Origin of the sequence: Pseudomonas sp. DD1 (genome assembly GCF_044510355.1) — a bacterium.
GTDB classification, from domain to species: Bacteria; Pseudomonadota; Gammaproteobacteria; order Pseudomonadales; family Pseudomonadaceae; genus Aquipseudomonas; species Aquipseudomonas shahriarae.
Genome location: NZ_MSAJ01000013.1, coordinates 1 through 16,297, shown reverse-complemented (window position 1 = coordinate 16,297; position 16,297 = coordinate 1). Strand labels below are relative to the sequence as shown.

Sequence of the window (16,297 nt, the reverse complement as noted above, 5' to 3'; positions counted from 1 at the left end):
CCTTGTCAAGGCGCCGCTGTGGCTTGCAGCGTTTTTACCTGGCGCCCCAAGGCCAGCAGCAGCGCCAGCACAACCAGCCCTGCGGCCACCGCAAAGGTCACGCGCAAGCCTTGGCCGACTGCTGCGGGGAGGGCTGACTGGAGATCGCCAGTGCCCCAGGCAAACACCGCGCCCAGGGCCCAGGCGCCGATAATCAGGCCCAGATTGCGCGACAGGTTCAGCCAGCCCGCGATCACGCCGCGTCGATCCGCCGACAGATTGCTCATCACTGCTGTGTTGTTGGCCGCCTGAAAGTGCGCGTAGCCCAGGGTGAGGATCACCAGCGCGCTGATATAACCTGCTGCGCCCAAGGGCAGCAACACCAACATCAAGCAGCCGGCCAGCATGCACAACAGGCCGCCAAGCGTCGTGGCATAGCTGCCCCAGCGGTCGGTCAGGCGCCCGGCCGGTATGCCCGCGAGCGCCGCGACGCACGGGCCGACAGCCATGGCCAGGCCCATTGGCGTGGGATGCAGCCCTAGGCCATGGCTCAGGTAAAACGGCCCGGCGACCAGGGTGGTCATCATCACGGCCGCCACCAGCGTACTCATGCCAAGCCCGGCGCCCAGGGCTCGGTCATGGAGTGCCGAGAAGACACTGACGCGGCCGCCAGCGGGTGGTGGCGGATCTCTGTCGGCCTGTGTGCGCTGCACCAGCACGAACGCCAGGGCGGCCAACGGCAGCATCACCAGGAACAGCGCGCGCCAGCCCGACGCCGCAATCAGTGCGCCACCAATGGCCGGCCCCAAGCCGGTACCCACCGCCGACATCGTTCCCAGCAAACCCATGATGCGCCCGGTCTGCTCCTTGGGCACGGTGGCGGTGACCAGCGCCATGGTCATTGCCATCATGGTCGCTGCGCCGAGCCCTTGCAGCGCCCGCGCCGCGACCAACGCACCGAGGGAGGGCGCGGCGCTGCACAGGGCGCATGCCACGGCGAAGACCGCCACACCCGCCAGCAGCAGGCGTCGATGGCCGAACCGATCCCCCAGGCGGCCCACACCAACCAGCACGGCCGTGATCGCCAGCAGATAACTCAGCACCACCCATTGCACCGCTGCAAAGGCTGCCGTAAAGCCCTCGGCCATCTGCGGCAGGCCGACATTGGCAATGCTGGTGCCCAGTGCAGCCAGGAGCATGCACAACGATAAACCGGCGAGCGCGCCGCGTGGGGTAGGGGACGTCATGGGATTTTCCTTGTGCTGCACCTAGTCGTTGCCCGCACTCTATGGTCTCGCCTAGCATGGCGGAAGACGCAGCAGTTGCACTCTATACCTGCGTAAAACGCCTGATGAGGATTGCCGCCGTGTCGCTTCCCGATTTCAACCTGTTGGTCACCCTGGACGTGCTGCTCGCAGAAGGCAGCGTCGCCCGTGCCGCCCAGCGCCTGGGCCTGAGCCCCTCGGCCATGAGCCGGGCGTTGGCGCGGCTGCGTGAAACCACCGGTGACCCGTTGCTGGTGCGCGCCGGCCGAGGCCTGGTGCCGACGCCACGCGCCCTGGAACTGCGCGAACGGGTCAGCCAACTGGTACAGGATGCCGAAGCGCTGCTGCGTCCGCTGCAGGTCCTGGACCTCAAGGGCCTGCAGCGGACCTTTGTGCTGCGCACCAGCGAAGGGTTTGTCGAGAGTTTTGGCCCGGCGCTGCTGGCCCATATCGCCGCGCAGGCGCCCGGCGTACGCCTGCACTTTGTGCATAAGCCCGGCACACCGCTGCGCGACAGCGGCGTGGACCTGGAAACCGGCGTGGTCGATAGCACGGCCAACCCCGAAGTGCTGACCCAGTTACTGTTTCGCGACCGCTTTATCGGCGTGGTCCGCGCCGGCCATCCACTGAGCCAGGGGCCCATCACCCCTGCACGCTACGCCGCCGGCCGGCATATCTACGTGTCCCGGCGCGGGCGCGAGCGCGGGCAGATCGACGATGTCCTTGAGGCCTTGCACCTCACGCGTGACGTGGCGACCATCGTCACCGGGTTCTCCACCGCCGTGGCACTGGCGCAAAGGACCGACCTGATCGCCAGCGTCCCTGAGCGTTATACCCATGGCCTGCGCGATGGCCTGTTCAGCTTTGCCCTGCCGGTCGACGTCCCGGAGTTCAGCGTGGCGATGCTCTGGCATCCACGCCTGGATGCCGACCTCGCGCATCGCTGGTTGCGTGGCTGTTTGCGCGAGGTGTGTGGCGCAGAACGGGTACAATCCCGCCAGCCTTGATGCGAAATACCAGGAAACAGGAATTCGATGTTCACCCTTACCCACTACGCAAGCCCATGCCCCGAGCCGGTCAACAGCCAGATTCTGCAGATGGTGGTCGACTACCTGACCGATATCAGCATGGTCGCCATCCCGCCGAGCAACCTGCTGTACAACATCTACCAATATGCAATCGGCTACGAAGTGCACCTGTACCTGGAGGCGCTGGGCGGGGGCAAGGGCATTGCGGTTGAGCTGATTGTCGCGATGGATGAGCAGGATCCGGCCAAGGTCATTGGCTTCCTGCTGTACCTGCCGGTCAAGGACGATCCTGAGGCTTGCGGCGTGACCTATATGGCCGTGCATGCCAGCCACCGCCGCCAGGGCGTGGCGCGGGCGATGATGGACGACATGCTCGGCCGTTACCCCCATGGCGAACTGACCTGCGCGGTGGAAAAAGTCCCGGCGTTCGAAGCCATGGGCTTTCAGGTGCGCGGCGTGCGTGGCACTCAGGTATTGATGAATACCCGTGACTACAGCACCGATGGCCTGATGGGCGTGTTGGATGTGGCGTCGATCTACAGCTCCCTGGAAGTGCGGCAGATTCACACCTATTTGCTAAACAAACACGGCAAGCGCGCGATGATCGACGCCGAGAAACAGCGAGACCGGCATTTCGATCAGATGGCGCGCAAGGCCCAGGTGTTTGTGCAAAACCGCTTGGCCTGACCGGCGGCTGTTGTGGCAACGGGTCTGATCAAGCCCGTTGCTCACAACAACGGCGGGCTGTCGCGAAACAGGTCATGGGCATCCAGCAACCGATAAGCAATCTCCGGCCGTTTCTCCATCCCTTTGCGAATGGCTGCCGGAATCGACTGCCGCGTCTTGCGACACAGCCCCGGCAGGTCGTCGATGACGATCTGGATCCCGCGCATGCTTTTGACTTCGGTATGCCCCGGGGCGATATGCACGCGGATGCCCAGTTGCTGGTGCATCAGGTGTTGCATGCGTTCCAGGTCGGCCAGGCTTTGCAGGTTTTCCAGGCGTTCGAGCAGCTTTTTTTCTTCCTGGCGGGTCAGTTGCAGGATGCGCTGGTCGGCACCGGGGGCATCGAGCAGTTGCTCGCGCTCGCAGTCACACACAGCCGGTGGGCAGGGTTGGCGAATTGTCATGATCACTCCCTCCCCACGCTGGTGCTGACGGCTTAGTAGGTCAGTTGCACGCCCAGGCTGCCCAGGGCGTTCCAGTACTCAGGATAGGTCTTGCCCACGCAGTCCGGGTCCTGAATCTTGATGCCCGAGACTTTCAGGCCTGCCAGCGCAAAGCACATGGCGATGCGGTGGTCGGCGTGGGTGTCGATCAGTGCGGTGCACGCAGTGCCCGCCAACGCCGGATCGCTGGCCACCAGCAAGTCGTCACCGATGATGGTCGCCAGCCCCGGGCGGATCTCGTTGAGGCCGTCATGCAGGGCCTGGACGCGGTCGCATTCCTTGACCCGCAGGTTGGCCAGTTCGGTGAAACGCACCGGGGTGTTGTTGAACGCCGCTAGCACTGCGAGGGTCGGGATGGCGTCCTGCATCTGCGAGCCGACCACTGTGGCCGGCATCTGCGGGAATTGCGCGATCACGGCCTGGGCCTTGGCGTCGGGCTGGGTGAAGTCCTGGGCCGCGACGCCCAGGTCGATGCTGCCGCCCGTGAGTACTTCAGCCGCCCATAGGTAGGTGGCCGCCGAAGCGTCGGGTTCGATCAGATAATCGTTGGCGGTGTAGCCGGTGGGGGCCACGCGCCAGGTGCTGTCGTTGACCACGTCCACCTGGGCGCCGAACGCGCGCATGCAATCCAGGGTCAGGTCGACATAGCCACGGGCGCCAATATCCTTGCCGGTCAGGGCCACCTCGATAGGGGCCTCGCCGCACGCCGCGAGCATCAACAGCGCCGACACGTACTGACTGGACAGGCCGCCGTCGATCTCGAAGCGCTTGGCCTGCACCTTGCCGCGCCCATGCACGGTCACGGGCGGGCAGCCGGTGGGGCTTTCAACCTGGATGCCGTTCTGGTTCAGGGTCGCCAGCAGCGGGCCGATCGGGCGCTTTTGCATGTACGCGTCGCCATCCAGTACCACGCTGCCTTCCACGGTCGCCACGGCGGCCGTAAGAAAGCGCATTGCGGTGCCGGCGTTGCCCAGGAACAGGGGTTGCGCCGGCAGTTGCAGTTTGCCGTGGCCGGTGACGACAAAGGTCACGTCATCCGGCTCATCAATGGTCACGCCCATCTGGCGCAAGGCCACGGACATATGCCGGGTGTCGTCGCTTTTCAGCGCGCCGCTCAGGCGGCTGGTGCCCTTGGCCAGGGCCGCCAGCAACAGGGCGCGGTTGGTAATGGATTTGGAGCCGGGAGGCGCTACCTTGCCGTGCAATGGAAAGTTGGGCGGTGTCACGGTCACGGTTTTCTGCGAACTCAAGGTACAAGGCTCCTGATTCAAGGCGCGGTGGCTGGGAGTGGCCGGCTGGCGGAGACGAATAATCGACCATCCGGCACGGCAGGGTCAAATCGTGGCGCAGGTTTAACCGCGCTGGCTCAGCCAATAGGCATGCAAGGCCCTGGCGGCTGGTTCGATGCGCGCCACCTGCTGCTGATGGGCGGCGACATCCAGGTCGGCCGGCAATTCGAAGTTGTCCTGCTCGGCGCACCAGGAGATGGCTTCCAACTGTGCCGCCTGTTCGCTCGGCAGGGGCGGCCATTCGCTGATCGCGGCGCCACGGATATAGCCAAAGCACCATTCCTCGGCGAGGGTCAGCGGCTGGTCCTGGTGTTCGGTTTGTTCAAAGCGTGCCTCAAAACCCTGGGCATCGCTGGCCAACTGCAGGGCAAGGCGGTTGAGATGGCGCGTGCACAGGTCGATAAACTGCCCGAGTTCTTCCTTGCTTTCCCAGGCCGGGACCTGCCCACCCCAGATGGCCGGGAACCAGATGGCAACGTCCACCGGCGCCGGGCCGGACACCAGGGCCGTGAAGTAGCCGTCGAGCTCGGCCAGGTTCAACACCGAGTTGTCGTCGCCGTATTTGAGCAGAATGTCTTCGATGAACTCGAAATCGGCAGGGGCGAGGGCGTGGTCGTGCATGAACATATCCTTTGAGCGTCAAGCGCCGCAGATAAGGCGGCGTAAAACGCGGAGGATGGCGCGAGTCGGCGTTTTAATCCAGTGCTAGATCACCTTTACCGCACGGCCAATCGCCTGGATCGGCCCGGTCGGCTTGCCGGTCGGCGAGCCATTGGGGCCTTCCAGGGTCAGCTCGAACAGTTGGTTGGGCGCCAGCGGCGGCAGTTTATCCAGGGGGATCGACAGGCTTTGCCCCGGCTTGACCAACCCAAGCGAAACCGGGCCTTGCCAGTCATCACCCTTGGTCCAGAACTCCAGCGCCTTGTCTGCCGGTATCTGCACCACGCCCAGGGGGATCAGCTGGATTTGCTGATCGTTGCTGGCCTGGATCACCCAGCCCGGCGCCTGGCTCTGTGGCGCCATCAGCACCACCACGTAGGCGGTCGGGTTGACGGCGGCGGGGCGGGTCAGCAGCAGTGTGGCCAGCACCAGACTGGCCAACAAGCCTGCACCGGCCAGGCCACGCCACAGGGCGAGCAGGTTCCACCACGGCATCGACCGCGCATCGCCCAGGGTGTGATGGCCCAGGCTGCGTTCAATGCGTCGCCACAGGTAGGGCGACGGCGCCAGCGGCTCGGCCAGTTCGGTCAGGGGCAGCAGGCGCTGTTCCCAGGCATCCACCGCCGCGCGCAAGGGCGCGTCGTGTTCCAGGCGTTGCTGCACCTGCAAACGTTGATCTGCGGCCAAGGTCCCCAGCACGTATTCGCTGGCCAGTTCGTCCAATTCGTCGGGTGTCATGCCATGCACTCACGCAAGGCCGCGAGGCTGCGTTTGATCCAGGCTTTGACAGTCCCCAGCGGGGTGTCCAGTTTCTGTGCGATTTCACTGTGGGACAGGCCATCGACATACGCATGCAACAGGCAACTGCGGCGCGACGGTTCCAGATGCTCCAGGCACTGATAAACCTTGCCGCTGCGGGCGCGGTACTCGAAGTGCTCGGCCGTGGGCTCAGCTACCAGTGTGCGTTCGTGCTCATCACTGAGCGCGACCTCACGCTGATTTTTACGCATAACGTTGAGCGCCATATGCCGGGTCACGCTGTACACCCAGCCACGGGCCGAACCTCGGCGCGGGTCGAACCCGCTGGCACCGTTCCAGATGTTGATAAATGCCTCATGCACGATGTCCTCTGCCAGGGCCGTGTCCCGTGCGATGCGCTTGGCCACGCCGAGCAGACGGGCGCAATCTTGTTCATACAACTGACGCAAGGCTTGCTGTTCGCCACGGGCGCAGGCCAACAGGCAGGCTTCATAGTCAAAGAGAAGTTCGGGCAAGGACTGGGGCCGCCATTTCAGGGTCAACCCCCGGCCCAGAGTGGCCGGGGTGCTATCGCAGCAGCTTAGACGAGTTTTCTGGCCGGGCGAGTCATTTGGCCGCCCAGAAGAGGTAGTCCGCCTGGTACTTCACCACTTGCTGCTGGCCCTTGGTGGCGGTGCTGCATTCGGCACTCGGCGCCACGCCACCCTTGAGCGCCACGCGCTGGATATAGCTGACGCCGGTCATGGCACCCTGGCCTTCAGCCGGATTGGCCTTGACCAACTGATAGGGCAGGTTGCCGGCGCTGGACGGCGCCACGGCCAGTTGGGTGCCGGTGACTTTAGAACCGTCCTTGGCCTGCCAGGTGGCAGGCGGGCCGAAGTAGGTACCCACTTGCTTACCGCTACGATCGTTGAGCACCGCCTTGGGGCCAACAAAGACCCACTCGGTCTGGCCGGCAGCGTTGGCCTTGTCGCGGCATTCGTAGGTGATTTCGCCGACACCGGTGGTTTCCAGGATCAGCTTGTGCCCGTCCGGCACCTTGATGCTGTCGGGCAGGCTGGTCTGGGCAAAGGCCGCCGGTGCGGCAATCAGCAGGCAGGTCAGGCAGAGCAGGGGTTTAGCGTTCATCGGTGTCTCTCCGTAAGGGTGAACAGCTGAGCAGCGCTGCGGCTGCTTCCTGTACTACTCACGGCGTGGCCGATTGGATGCACGGCGCGGCAAATAAATCTGCAAAACACAAAAGGAATAAAGTCAGATCGTATTGATATAAGTAGTTATAAGAAAAATCGCTATGCTGCCGCCAGAATTTTATAAGGCCGCAGGTAGCTGTAATGGATGTGGGTAATTTTGGTTTTGTGGTGGCGGGCCTGATTGTTGGTTTTATCGTCGGCATGACCGGCGTCGGTGGAGGGTCGTTGATGACCCCGATCCTGCTGTGGTTCGGCATCAACCCGGCGACCGCCGTGGGTACCGACCTGCTGTATGCCGCCATCACCAAATCCGGTGGGGTGCTGGTGCATGGCAAGAACAAGAACATCGACTGGACCATCACCGGCTGGCTGACCCTGGGCAGTGTGCCGGCGGTGTTGCTGACGCTGTGGTTCCTCAAGAGCCTGCATACCGATCCCAGCGCGATGAACGAAGTGATCAAGCAAGCCCTGGGTGTGGTGCTGTTGCTGACGGCCCTGGCGATTCTGTTCAAGAAGCGATTGTTGGCCTTTGCCCAGCGCCATGCGGGCGACAACTACCATATGAGCCCGCGCAACCTGAATGGGTTGACGGTATTCACTGGGGCGATCCTCGGCACCATGGTTGCCCTGACCTCCATCGGTGCCGGCGCCCTGGGCACCGTGGCGCTGTTTATCCTGTACCCGTTTTTGGCCACCAAGCGCCTGGTGGGCACCGAAATCGCCCACGCAGTCCCTCTGACCCTGGTCGCGGGCCTCGGGCATGCGAGCATGGGTAATATGGACTGGCATTTGCTGGGGTTCTTGCTGATGGGCTCGCTGCCGGGTATCTACTTCGGCAGCCATATGTCCGGCCGGGTGCCGGATGAGCTGCTGCGTCCGTGCCTGGCGGTGATGCTGGGGTTGATTGGTTTCAAACTGGCGTTCTGACTGCCGGTCTTGCGCTGGGGTGCTGTGGCGAGGGCGGCTCGCCACAACACTTCACGGGTTATGCCTTGCGCGATTTATCCAACCACTCCATCGCCGTACGCCAGATACAAATCCCCAGGAAATACGCCGACATCAACAACCACAAGCCCATGGTCAGCTTGTTGGTGTACGGCTGGTCGATCACCAGCAACAGGCTGCACAGCAGCCACACCGTAGTCACCGCAATATTGATCGGCATAAAGCGCTTGACCCGGAACGGGTGCAGGAACTTCATCGGCGTCACCGTCAGCAGCGCCAGGCCGATCACTGTGGCCAAGGTTATCCAGGCGTCCGGGTCGATAATGTAGACACACAGCGCCACCACATTCCAGGCTGCGGGGAAGCCCTGGAAGTAGTTGTCCTTGCTCTTCATATTGACGTTGCAGAAGCAGAACAACGACGACACCAGGATCACCGAGACGGTGAACAGGTGGGTGAAGTCCGGCAGGTCGATATAGCGGTAGATAAACAGCGCCGGGATAAACACATACGTCAGGTAGTCAATCACCAGGTCCAGTACCGAGCCATCGAAGCTTGGCAGCACGGTCTGCACATTGACCCGCCGCGCCAGCGACCCGTCCACGCCATCCACAATCAACGCCAGGCCCAGCCACAGCAGGCAGGCCTTGGGTTGGTTCTCCAGCAGCGCCAGCGTCGCAAGGAAGGCCAGCACCACGCCGGTGGCGGTAAAGCCATGGGCGCCCCAGGCTTTGAGTCTGGCTACATGCAGGGTCGATATCACAGGGGCGTTCTCCAAAAGGTGAAACGGGGCAGCCGACGGCGGTTGAGCGTCGAATCTGGCCAAGGGATGCAGGTATCGACCGGGAAGGAGGGGATAAGGTTCACCACCAAGGCCTTAGGTTGAGCGTAGCAAGCGCAGAAGGATTCGGCATCAGCCCTGACGGAACACCAGGGCCTTCAGACCACTTTGCGGATCAATGTCGGGAAATTCCGGCGGGTTTGCCAGGCGCTGCTCAAAACGCAGCCCCGGCGCTTCGCGGGTGACGCCCTCGATCAGGAAGTCTTCGCCCAGCGCCGGGTCATTCATGCAGGCCAAGACCGTGCCTTGGGGTGTCAGCAGGTCGGGCAGGCGACGCAGCACGCGCTGGTAGTCCTTGGTCAGCAGGAAGCTGCCTTTCTGAAACGACGGCGGGTCGATGATCACCAGGTCATAGGGGCCGCTGCTGGTGACTTTCGCCCAGGACTTGAACAAGTCATGCCCCAGGAAGCTCACCTTGCCCAGGTCATGGCCATTGAGCCGGTGATTGTCGCGACCCCGGCTCAGGGCGCCACGGGCCATATCCAGGTTGACCACATGCTCGGCCCCGCCCTCGATGGCGGCCACGGAAAACCCGCAGGTATAGGCAAACAGGTTCAGCACCCGCAAGCCACTGGCGTGTTCGCGCACCCAGTTGCGGCCGTAGCGCATATCCAGAAACAGCCCACTGTTCTGCTTTTTGCCCAGGTCGATGCGATAACGCAGGCCGCCTTCGGTGATGGTCAATTCCTCGACCCTCTCGCCCCACAGCCATTCGGTGGTGCTTTGCGGCAAGTAGCGATGTTGCAGGGCCAGAGTGTGGGCGCCGGCCTGTTGCCATTCGCGGCTTTCGCAGAGCTCGCGCAGTTGGTGTTGCAAGGCTTGCAGTTGCGCGGGCTCAGGCTCCTTGAACAACGAAACCAGCACCACGCCTTGCAGCCAATCCACGGTCAACTGCTCCAGCCCCGGCCAGCAACGACCCCGGCCGTGGAACAGGCGACGGGTTTCCACGGGCACGTCACGCAGGGCGGTCAGCAAGTGAGTGTGGAGCAGGGCGAGGGCGTCTGGGGTCATCGGGCAGCGTCGATCATTAAACGGGCGGCATTTTAAACACAATTGCGTTGACTCAGGTGAAGGAAGCACAACGTGCTTTTAATCAGCCATGTTTAAGCGTTTTGTGCTGCAAATCGTCCTTTGACCTACCCAGAACAGTCAAAAAATCCTTTTGGGCAGACATAAACTGGAAAAAACAGCTCGGAGGTGCCCATGAACGGTTTCGTAAAGACAGTCAATCAAACAGCCATTGACCAGCAGGAGCTCACCGAGTGGCGCGACGCCCTGGACTCCCTGGTACGCCATGCCGGCCCGGAGCGCGCGCGGGAGATCCTCGATATGCTGGCCGATGCCGGCAATACGCCAGCCATCGGTTGGAAACCGCGCCATGGCACGCCCTACATCAACAGCATCGCCGTGGAGCAGCAGCCACACTTTCCCGGCGACCTGGCGACCGAAGAGCGCCTGGCCTCGCTGGTGCGCTGGAACGCCCTGGCCATGGTGGTGCGCGCCAACCAGGCCTATGGCGAGTTGGGTGGCCATATCGCCAGCTATGCCAGCGCGGCGGACCTGTTCGAGGTGGGTTTCAACCATTTTTTCCGTGCCCGTCACGACAACGTCGGCGGCGACCTGGTGTTCTACCAGCCGCATTCCGCGCCCGGTATTTACGCGCGGGCCTTTCTTGAGGGGCGCCTGAGCGAGCAGGACCTGGCCCACTATCGTCAGGAGTTGGGCGCGGTCAAGGCCGGCGCCCGTGGCCTGTCGAGCTATCCGCACCCGTGGTTGATGCCGGACTTCTGGCAGTTCCCCACCGGCTCCATGGGCATAGGCCCGATCAGCTCGATTTTCCAGGCGCGCTTTATGCGTTACCTGCACCATCGCGGCTTGCAGGACACCACCGACCGGCACGTCTGGGGTGTGTTCGGCGATGGCGAGATGGACGAGCCGGAAAGCATGTCAGCCCTGACCCTGGCCGCCCGCGAAGGCCTGGACAACCTGACCTGGGTGGTCAACTGCAACCTGCAACGCCTCGATGGCCCGGTGCGCGGTAATGGGCGGATCATCGACGAGCTGGAGGCACTGTTTGCCGGTGCCGGTTGGAACGTGATCAAGCTGGTGTGGGGGTCGGACTGGGACGCCTTGCTGGCCAAGGATGAAGACGGCGCGTTGGTGCGCACCTTGTCCCAGACCGTGGACGGGCAGTTCCAGACCTTTGCCGCCAAGGACGGTGCCTATAACCGCGAGCACTTCTTTGGCCAAAATGAATCCCTGGCCAAGCTGGCGGCCGGCTTGAGCGATGAGCAGATCGACCGGCTCAAGCGCGGCGGCCACGACATGCTGAAAATCCATGCCGCCTATCACGCCGCGCGGCGGGTCAAGGGGCGCCCTACGGTAATCCTGGCCCAGACCAAGAAAGGCTTTGGCATGGGCGAGGCCGGGCAGGGCAAGATGACCACCCACCAGCAGAAAAAACTTGATCGCGACGCGCTGATCGGCTTTCGCAACCGCTTCCAGTTGCCCCTGAGCGACGAGCAGACCGAATCCCTGAGCTTCTACAAACCCGCCGCCGACAGCGCCGAAATGCGCTACCTGCACCAGCGCCGCGCAGCCTTGGGCGGTTATGTGCCCAGCCGCAGCCAGAGCGCTGAACCGGTGCCTGTGCCGCCAGTGAGTGGCTACGGCGGTTTTGCGACCCAGGCCGAAGGCAAGGAAATGTCCACCACCATGGCCTTTGTGCGCATGCTCAGCAACCTGCTCAAAGACAAGGCCCTGGGCCCGCGCATCGTGCCGATTGTCGCCGACGAGGCACGCACCTTCGGCATGGCCAACCTGTTCAAGCAGATCGGCATCTATTCCAGCGTCGGTCAGCGCTACGAGCCGGAAGATATCGGTTCCATCCTCAGCTATCGCGAAGCCACCGACGGGCAGATCCTTGAGGAAGGCATCAGTGAAGCCAGCGCTATCAGTTCCTGGGTCGCGGCGGCCACCAGCTACTCGGTGCATGGCTTGCGCATGCTGCCGTTCTACATCTACTACTCGATGTTCGGTTTCCAGCGCGTGGGCGACCTGATCTGGGCCGCCGCCGACCAGCGCGCCCGGGGCTTTTTGCTCGGCGCCACGGCGGGGCGTACCACCTTGGGCGGCGAGGGCCTGCAGCATCAGGACGGCAGCAGCCACCTGATGGCCGCGACCGTGCCTAACTGCCGTGCTTACGACCCGGCGTTTGCCGGCGAATTTGCGGTGATTCTCGACCACGGCATGCGCCAGATGCTTGAGCACGATGTGGACGAGTTCTACTACGTGACCCTGATGAACGAAAACTACCCGCAACCGACCCTGCCCGAAGGCGTCGAGGCGGCGATTATCAAGGGCATGTACCGCCTTGAGGGCAGTGTTGGGGCCAAGGTGCGCCTGCTCGGCTCCGGCACCCTGGTGCGCGAGGCCCAGGCCGCCGCGCAGTTACTGGCGGACGATTGGCAGATCGACAGCGAGGTATTCAGCGTGACCAGCTTCAGCGAACTGGCCCGCGATGCGCGTGAGGTGGAGCGCTGGAACCGCCTGCATCCACTGCAAAGCCCGCAGCGCAGCCACCTGGCGACCTGCCTGCCCGACGGCGCGCCGGTGATTGCCGTCTCGGACTACGTGCGGGCGGTGCCGCAGATGATCGGTTCCTACCTGGGGGCCCACTACACCGTGCTCGGCACCGATGGCTTCGGGCGCAGCGACACCCGTGCGGCGTTGCGCGATTTCTTCGAGGTGGACCGCCACCACATCGTGCTCGCCGCGCTGGCCGCCCTGGTGGAACAGGGCAGCCTGGAGGCGCAGGTGTGTCAGCGGGCGATTGAGCGATACGGCCTGCACACCGAGCGTGCGGCGTCGTGGACTCACTGACACCTCAAGGTAAATGAGGACCAAATGTGGGAGCGGGCTTGCTCGCGAAGGCGTAGTGTCAGTTGGTGCATAGGTGACTGACCCACCGCCTTCGCGAGCAAGCCCGTTCCCACACAAACCCGCTCCCACAGGGGGGGGGGTGTTTTAGAGGGTAGCAATCAACGCTGGCCCAAACGCCTCGAGCAAAAAATCCGGCGCGATGTAGCGTTGGTAATGCGCCTGCGACAGCAGGAAAAACTCCCGATCAATCGCATCACGCAAATCCGCCAGGTGCCGCTCGCGAAACTCCGGCAGCAACGCCAAGCCATACGCATCCAGCCTGGAAATCACCCGCGCGCCCCGGGCAATCAGCTGATAAGCCCAGCAATAAGGCGACTGGTGCGGCATAAAACGGATCTTGCGCTCTTCCAGTTGCTGGCGCAGGCGCGCCGGGTCAAACACCTCCAGCTTGCTGGTCATGACCTGCACCAGCAACTGCTCAAGGCGCAGCCAGACCGCTTGTTTTTCCTCGGCGCTGTAGCCATTCCACTGAATGACTTCATGGTGATAGCGCTTGCAGCCACGGCACACCAGGTCGCCATACACGGTGGAACACAGGCCGACGCACGGCGTCTTGATGGTTTGATTGGGCATAAAAACCGCGTCTTTCCTAATCCACTACAAAAGGGTTCACAGGCGCTGCAGAGCGCTGAACTGCTGGTTCAACCACTGATACAACTGGGTGACCGCCCGCGACATCTGCCCGCGATGGGGGCAGGCGAAGCTCAAGGGGTACACATCCCCGGGAATCTCCGGCAACAGCACCACCAGGCGCTGGGCCTGCACATCGGCATACACATCCAGCCAGGTCTTGTAGGCGATGCCTTCACCGGCGACGGCCCAGCGCCGCACCACATCGGCGTCGTCACTGAACAGGGGGCCGGTGACTTGCACGGTCTGTTCGCCTAGCTCCCAGCGGTCATGCAGGCGGCCGTTTTGCAGATAGAGTAGGCACGGGTGACGGGTCAGGTCGTCGACGGATGTCGGTGTGCCGTGGCGCGCCACGTAGTCCGGTGATGCCACCAGCACCCGGCGGTTCCAGGGTGCCAGGGGCAGGGCGATGTAATTGGCGTCCTCGTTCCAGCCATAACGCAGGGCCACGTCCACCGGGTCGCGAAACAGGTTGGTGACCTGGTCCGACACCAGAAAGCGCAAGCTCAACTCAGGGTGCTGGCGGCGAAACTCGGTGAGCATCGGCAGCAGGATATTGCGCCCCAGGTCCGACGGCGCGGCGATCTGCAAGGTGCCACGCAGTGGCGCGTCATCGCCGCGCAAGCGTTCGCGGCCCAGCTCCAATTGCTCCAGCACGCCACGGGCGGTGGGCAGGTACTGTTCGCCCTCGGCGCTCAGGCGCAGGCTGCGGGTGGTGCGGGTAAACAGGCGCACCTCCAGCTCCCGCTCCAGGCGCTTGATCGCCGCCGCCACCTGGCCCGGCAACAGGTTGGCCTCCACGGCCGCGGCGGTGAAACTGCCCAGGGCGGCGCTGCGCAGAAACAGCCCGAGATCATCGATGCGGATCATTTTCACTCCAACAATGAAAGTGTTGCTGCATTTTGTCGATTTTTCTTCTCCCTGGGAACGGTAAAGATGCAAGCCATCGAGGGCCATCGCCCCTCATCACTCGTGAGTTCCCATGAAAGCAATTACCTTTACCGAGCATGGCCTGCCCATCGACGACCCGCGCTCGCTGATTGATGTGAATATCGAAGCCCCCCAGCCGGGCCCTCGGGACCTGCTGGTGGAAGTGCAGGCCGTGGCGGTCAACCCGGTCGATACCAAGGTGCGTTCCGGCACCTTTGCCAAGGAGCCGAAAATCCTCGGCTGGGACGCGGCGGGCATCGTGCGCCAGGTGGGCGCCGACGTGACCCTGTTCAAACCGGGCGACGCGGTGTACTACGCCGGCTCCCTGATCCGCTCCGGCAGCTACAGCGAGTTCCAGGTGGTTGATGAGCGCATCGTCGGCCATCGTCCGCGCACACTGGATGCGGCGCACGCCGCCGCCTTGCCGCTGACCTCGATCACCGCCTGGGAGCTGCTGTTCGACCGCCTGGGCGTGACCGAAGGCGGCGGCGAGGGCGATGTGCTGCTGGTGGTGGGGGCTGGCGGCGGCGTGGGTTCGATCCTGGTACAACTGGCCCGTCAACTCACCAACATGACGGTGATCGGCACGGCTTCGCGCCCGGAAACCATTGGGTGGGTCCAGCGCATGGGGGCCCATCATGTGATCGACCATCGCCGGCCGATGCTGGCCCAGCTCCAAGCGTTGGGGATTGACGCGGTCAGCCATGTCGCCAGCCTCACGCATACCGAGGAGTACCTGCCGCAACTGGTCGAAGTGCTGCGCCCACAAGGGCGGCTGGGGTTGATCGACGATCCCGCCAGCCTGGATGTGATGCCGCTCAAGCTCAAATCCTTGTCCTTGCACTGGGAACTGATGTTCACCCGCTCGTTGTTTGAAACGGCGGATATGATCCAGCAACACCACCTGCTCAACCGGGTTGCACAACTGATCGACCAGGGCGTGTTGCACACCACCCTGGGCGCACATTTCGGTGCGATCAACGCGGCCAATATGCGCAGCGCCCATGCCCTGGTCGAAAGCGGCAAGGCGCGGGGCAAGATTGTGCTTGAGGATTTCCAATGACCACCCTGATCAAAGCCATGGGCTTATCGCTGTGTATGATGCTCGCTGCATGTGCCAGCCAACCTACCAACGGAGTCGCCAGCATGACCAAACCTTTGATATCCATCGCCGTACTTAAGGCCAAGCCAGGCCAGGAACAAGCACTCAAGGCAGGCCTGCTGGCCTTGGTCGAGCCAACCCGCACCGAGCCTGGCAACCTGGATTACGTGTTGTTCGAACTGCGTGATGAGCCGGGCACGTTCTATATGCGTGAAGCGTTCAAAAACCAGGCGGCCCTCGATGCGCATTTCGCAATGCCGTACTTCCAGCGCTTTGCCGCCACGGCGGATGACTTGCTCCAGGAACCCCTGAAACTGATCTTTCTTGAGCAAGTCTCGAACTGATGCGTGGCGCCTGATAGATCGCTATCGCCGGCAAACCGGCGATAGTATTGGATCAATCCCAGCTCAACGCCCCACCAGTCTGATACTCGATCACTCGGGTCTCAAAGAAGTTCTTCTCTTTCTTCAAGTCCATGATCTCGCTCATCCACGGGAACGGGTTAGTGGTCCCTGGGTACTCTTCCTTCAAGCCGATCTGCGACAGGCGACGGTTGGCGATGAACTTG

At 63.1% G+C, this 16,297-nt stretch carries 17 protein-coding genes and 1 pseudogene; 6 read left to right on the top strand and 12 right to left on the bottom strand.

Features of this window, described 5'->3' with window-relative positions; translation table 11 throughout:
• Positions 1 to 5: 5 nt before the first annotated feature.
• Complete coding sequence (locus PSFL_RS12030) at positions 6 to 1,226, bottom strand: MFS transporter (RefSeq protein ID WP_397470091.1); 1,221 nt, start codon at positions 1,224 to 1,226, stop codon at positions 6 to 8.
• Positions 1,227 to 1,345: 119 nt separating this feature from the next.
• Between PSFL_RS12030 and PSFL_RS12025 the strand changes: the two genes are divergently transcribed.
• Both PSFL_RS12025 and PSFL_RS12020 read left to right on the top strand, forming a co-directional pair.
• A complete protein-coding gene (locus PSFL_RS12025; RefSeq protein WP_397470090.1) occupies positions 1,346 to 2,251 on the top strand; it encodes a LysR family transcriptional regulator in 906 nt (301 codons plus the stop codon).
• Between the two features lie 27 nt (positions 2,252 to 2,278).
• The gene (locus PSFL_RS12020; RefSeq protein WP_057441879.1) at positions 2,279 to 2,959 is read left to right on the top strand and encodes a GNAT family N-acetyltransferase; all 681 of its coding nucleotides are present in this window, start codon (positions 2,279 to 2,281) and stop codon (positions 2,957 to 2,959) included.
• A gap of 41 nt (positions 2,960 to 3,000) precedes the next feature.
• Here the strand turns inward: PSFL_RS12020 and PSFL_RS12015 are convergent, their stop codons facing one another.
• From PSFL_RS12015 to PSFL_RS11990, 6 genes are all read right to left on the bottom strand, one after another.
• Positions 3,001 to 3,402: a hypothetical protein gene (locus PSFL_RS12015; protein WP_057441881.1), complete on the bottom strand. Its 402-nt coding sequence runs from the start codon at positions 3,400 to 3,402 to the stop codon at positions 3,001 to 3,003.
• Positions 3,403 to 3,434: 32 nt separating this feature from the next.
• Entirely contained in the window at positions 3,435 to 4,691 is a 1,257-nt protein-coding gene (gene aroA / locus PSFL_RS12010; protein ID WP_120732813.1) for a 3-phosphoshikimate 1-carboxyvinyltransferase, read from the bottom strand.
• Between the two features lie 102 nt (positions 4,692 to 4,793).
• Positions 4,794 to 5,351, bottom strand: coding sequence for a UPF0149 family protein (locus PSFL_RS12005; RefSeq protein WP_115128073.1), 558 nt, complete (start codon positions 5,349 to 5,351; stop codon positions 4,794 to 4,796).
• Positions 5,352 to 5,435: 84 nt separating this feature from the next.
• On the bottom strand, positions 5,436 to 6,128 hold the full coding sequence (locus tag PSFL_RS12000; protein ID WP_120732817.1) for an anti-sigma factor domain-containing protein: 693 nt from the start codon (positions 6,126 to 6,128) through the stop codon (positions 5,436 to 5,438).
• Positions 6,125 to 6,664, bottom strand: a complete 540-nt coding sequence (locus PSFL_RS11995) for a sigma-70 family RNA polymerase sigma factor (RefSeq protein WP_170045160.1) — start codon at positions 6,662 to 6,664, stop codon at positions 6,125 to 6,127. Before PSFL_RS11995 ends, PSFL_RS12000 begins: the two co-directional genes overlap by 4 nt.
• Positions 6,665 to 6,755: 91 nt before the next feature.
• Complete coding sequence (locus PSFL_RS11990; RefSeq protein WP_057959536.1) at positions 6,756 to 7,277, bottom strand: DUF3455 domain-containing protein; 522 nt, start codon at positions 7,275 to 7,277, stop codon at positions 6,756 to 6,758.
• 203 nt (positions 7,278 to 7,480) lie between these two features.
• Between PSFL_RS11990 and PSFL_RS11985 the strand changes: the two genes are divergently transcribed.
• Positions 7,481 to 8,266, top strand: coding sequence for a sulfite exporter TauE/SafE family protein (locus PSFL_RS11985; RefSeq protein ID WP_057441891.1), 786 nt, complete (start codon positions 7,481 to 7,483; stop codon positions 8,264 to 8,266).
• Between the two features lie 58 nt (positions 8,267 to 8,324).
• On the opposite strand, the gene pcsA is transcribed toward PSFL_RS11985, so the two are convergent.
• Together pcsA and PSFL_RS11975 are read right to left on the bottom strand one after the other, a co-directional pair.
• A complete protein-coding gene (gene pcsA / locus PSFL_RS11980) occupies positions 8,325 to 9,047 on the bottom strand; it encodes a phosphatidylcholine synthase (RefSeq protein ID WP_057441892.1) in 723 nt (240 codons plus the stop codon).
• Between the two features lie 150 nt (positions 9,048 to 9,197).
• A complete protein-coding gene (locus PSFL_RS11975) occupies positions 9,198 to 10,136 on the bottom strand; it encodes a class I SAM-dependent methyltransferase (RefSeq protein ID WP_397470089.1) in 939 nt (312 codons plus the stop codon).
• A 192-nt stretch (positions 10,137 to 10,328) separates the two neighbouring features.
• Here PSFL_RS11975 and mdeB point away from each other — a divergent pair, with 192 nt between their 5' ends.
• The gene (mdeB, locus tag PSFL_RS11970) at positions 10,329 to 13,007 is read left to right on the top strand and encodes an alpha-ketoglutarate dehydrogenase (protein ID WP_397470088.1); all 2,679 of its coding nucleotides are present in this window, start codon (positions 10,329 to 10,331) and stop codon (positions 13,005 to 13,007) included.
• Positions 13,008 to 13,151: 144 nt separating this feature from the next.
• Here the strand turns inward: mdeB and PSFL_RS11965 are convergent, their stop codons facing one another.
• A complete protein-coding gene (locus PSFL_RS11965; protein WP_397470087.1) occupies positions 13,152 to 13,640 on the bottom strand; it encodes a DUF1289 domain-containing protein in 489 nt (162 codons plus the stop codon).
• A 36-nt stretch (positions 13,641 to 13,676) separates the two neighbouring features.
• Entirely contained in the window at positions 13,677 to 14,567 is an 891-nt protein-coding gene (locus tag PSFL_RS11960) for a LysR substrate-binding domain-containing protein (RefSeq protein WP_057441899.1), read from the bottom strand.
• A gap of 112 nt (positions 14,568 to 14,679) precedes the next feature.
• Here PSFL_RS11960 and PSFL_RS11955 point away from each other — a divergent pair, with 112 nt between their 5' ends.
• A complete protein-coding gene (locus tag PSFL_RS11955) occupies positions 14,680 to 15,690 on the top strand; it encodes a zinc-binding alcohol dehydrogenase family protein (RefSeq protein WP_057441901.1) in 1,011 nt (336 codons plus the stop codon).
• Positions 15,691 to 15,773: 83 nt separating this feature from the next.
• Positions 15,774 to 16,073 carry a putative quinol monooxygenase gene (locus tag PSFL_RS11950; protein ID WP_057441906.1) on the top strand — a complete coding sequence of 100 codons (300 nt, stop codon included), beginning with the start codon at positions 15,774 to 15,776 and terminating at the stop codon, positions 16,071 to 16,073.
• Between the two features lie 52 nt (positions 16,074 to 16,125).
• Here the strand turns inward: PSFL_RS11950 and PSFL_RS11945 are convergent.
• Positions 16,126 to 16,297, bottom strand: a pseudogene (locus PSFL_RS11945) (ribonucleotide-diphosphate reductase subunit beta); the annotation flags it as partial.

Coding starts and splice junctions, on each gene's coding strand:
- PSFL_RS12030 (WP_397470091.1), bottom strand. CDS start 1,226: ATGACGTCCCCTACCCCACGCGGCGCGCTCGCCGGTTTATCGTTGTGC.
- PSFL_RS12020 (WP_057441879.1), top strand. CDS start 2,279: ATGTTCACCCTTACCCACTACGCAAGCCCATGCCCCGAGCCGGTCAAC.
- PSFL_RS12015 (WP_057441881.1), bottom strand. CDS start 3,402: ATGACAATTCGCCAACCCTGCCCACCGGCTGTGTGTGACTGCGAGCGC.
- PSFL_RS12005 (WP_115128073.1), bottom strand. CDS start 5,351: ATGCACGACCACGCCCTCGCCCCTGCCGATTTCGAGTTCATCGAAGAC.
- PSFL_RS12000 (WP_120732817.1), bottom strand. CDS start 6,128: ATGACACCCGACGAATTGGACGAACTGGCCAGCGAATACGTGCTGGGG.
- PSFL_RS11990 (WP_057959536.1), bottom strand. CDS start 7,277: ATGAACGCTAAACCCCTGCTCTGCCTGACCTGCCTGCTGATTGCCGCA.
- PSFL_RS11985 (WP_057441891.1), top strand. CDS start 7,481: ATGGATGTGGGTAATTTTGGTTTTGTGGTGGCGGGCCTGATTGTTGGT.
- PSFL_RS11975 (WP_397470089.1), bottom strand. CDS start 10,136: ATGACCCCAGACGCCCTCGCCCTGCTCCACACTCACTTGCTGACCGCC.
- mdeB (WP_397470088.1), top strand. CDS start 10,329: ATGAACGGTTTCGTAAAGACAGTCAATCAAACAGCCATTGACCAGCAG.
- PSFL_RS11965 (WP_397470087.1), bottom strand. CDS start 13,640: ATGCCCAATCAAACCATCAAGACGCCGTGCGTCGGCCTGTGTTCCACC.
- PSFL_RS11960 (WP_057441899.1), bottom strand. CDS start 14,567: ATGATCCGCATCGATGATCTCGGGCTGTTTCTGCGCAGCGCCGCCCTG.
- PSFL_RS11955 (WP_057441901.1), top strand. CDS start 14,680: ATGAAAGCAATTACCTTTACCGAGCATGGCCTGCCCATCGACGACCCG.
- PSFL_RS11950 (WP_057441906.1), top strand. CDS start 15,774: ATGACCAAACCTTTGATATCCATCGCCGTACTTAAGGCCAAGCCAGGC.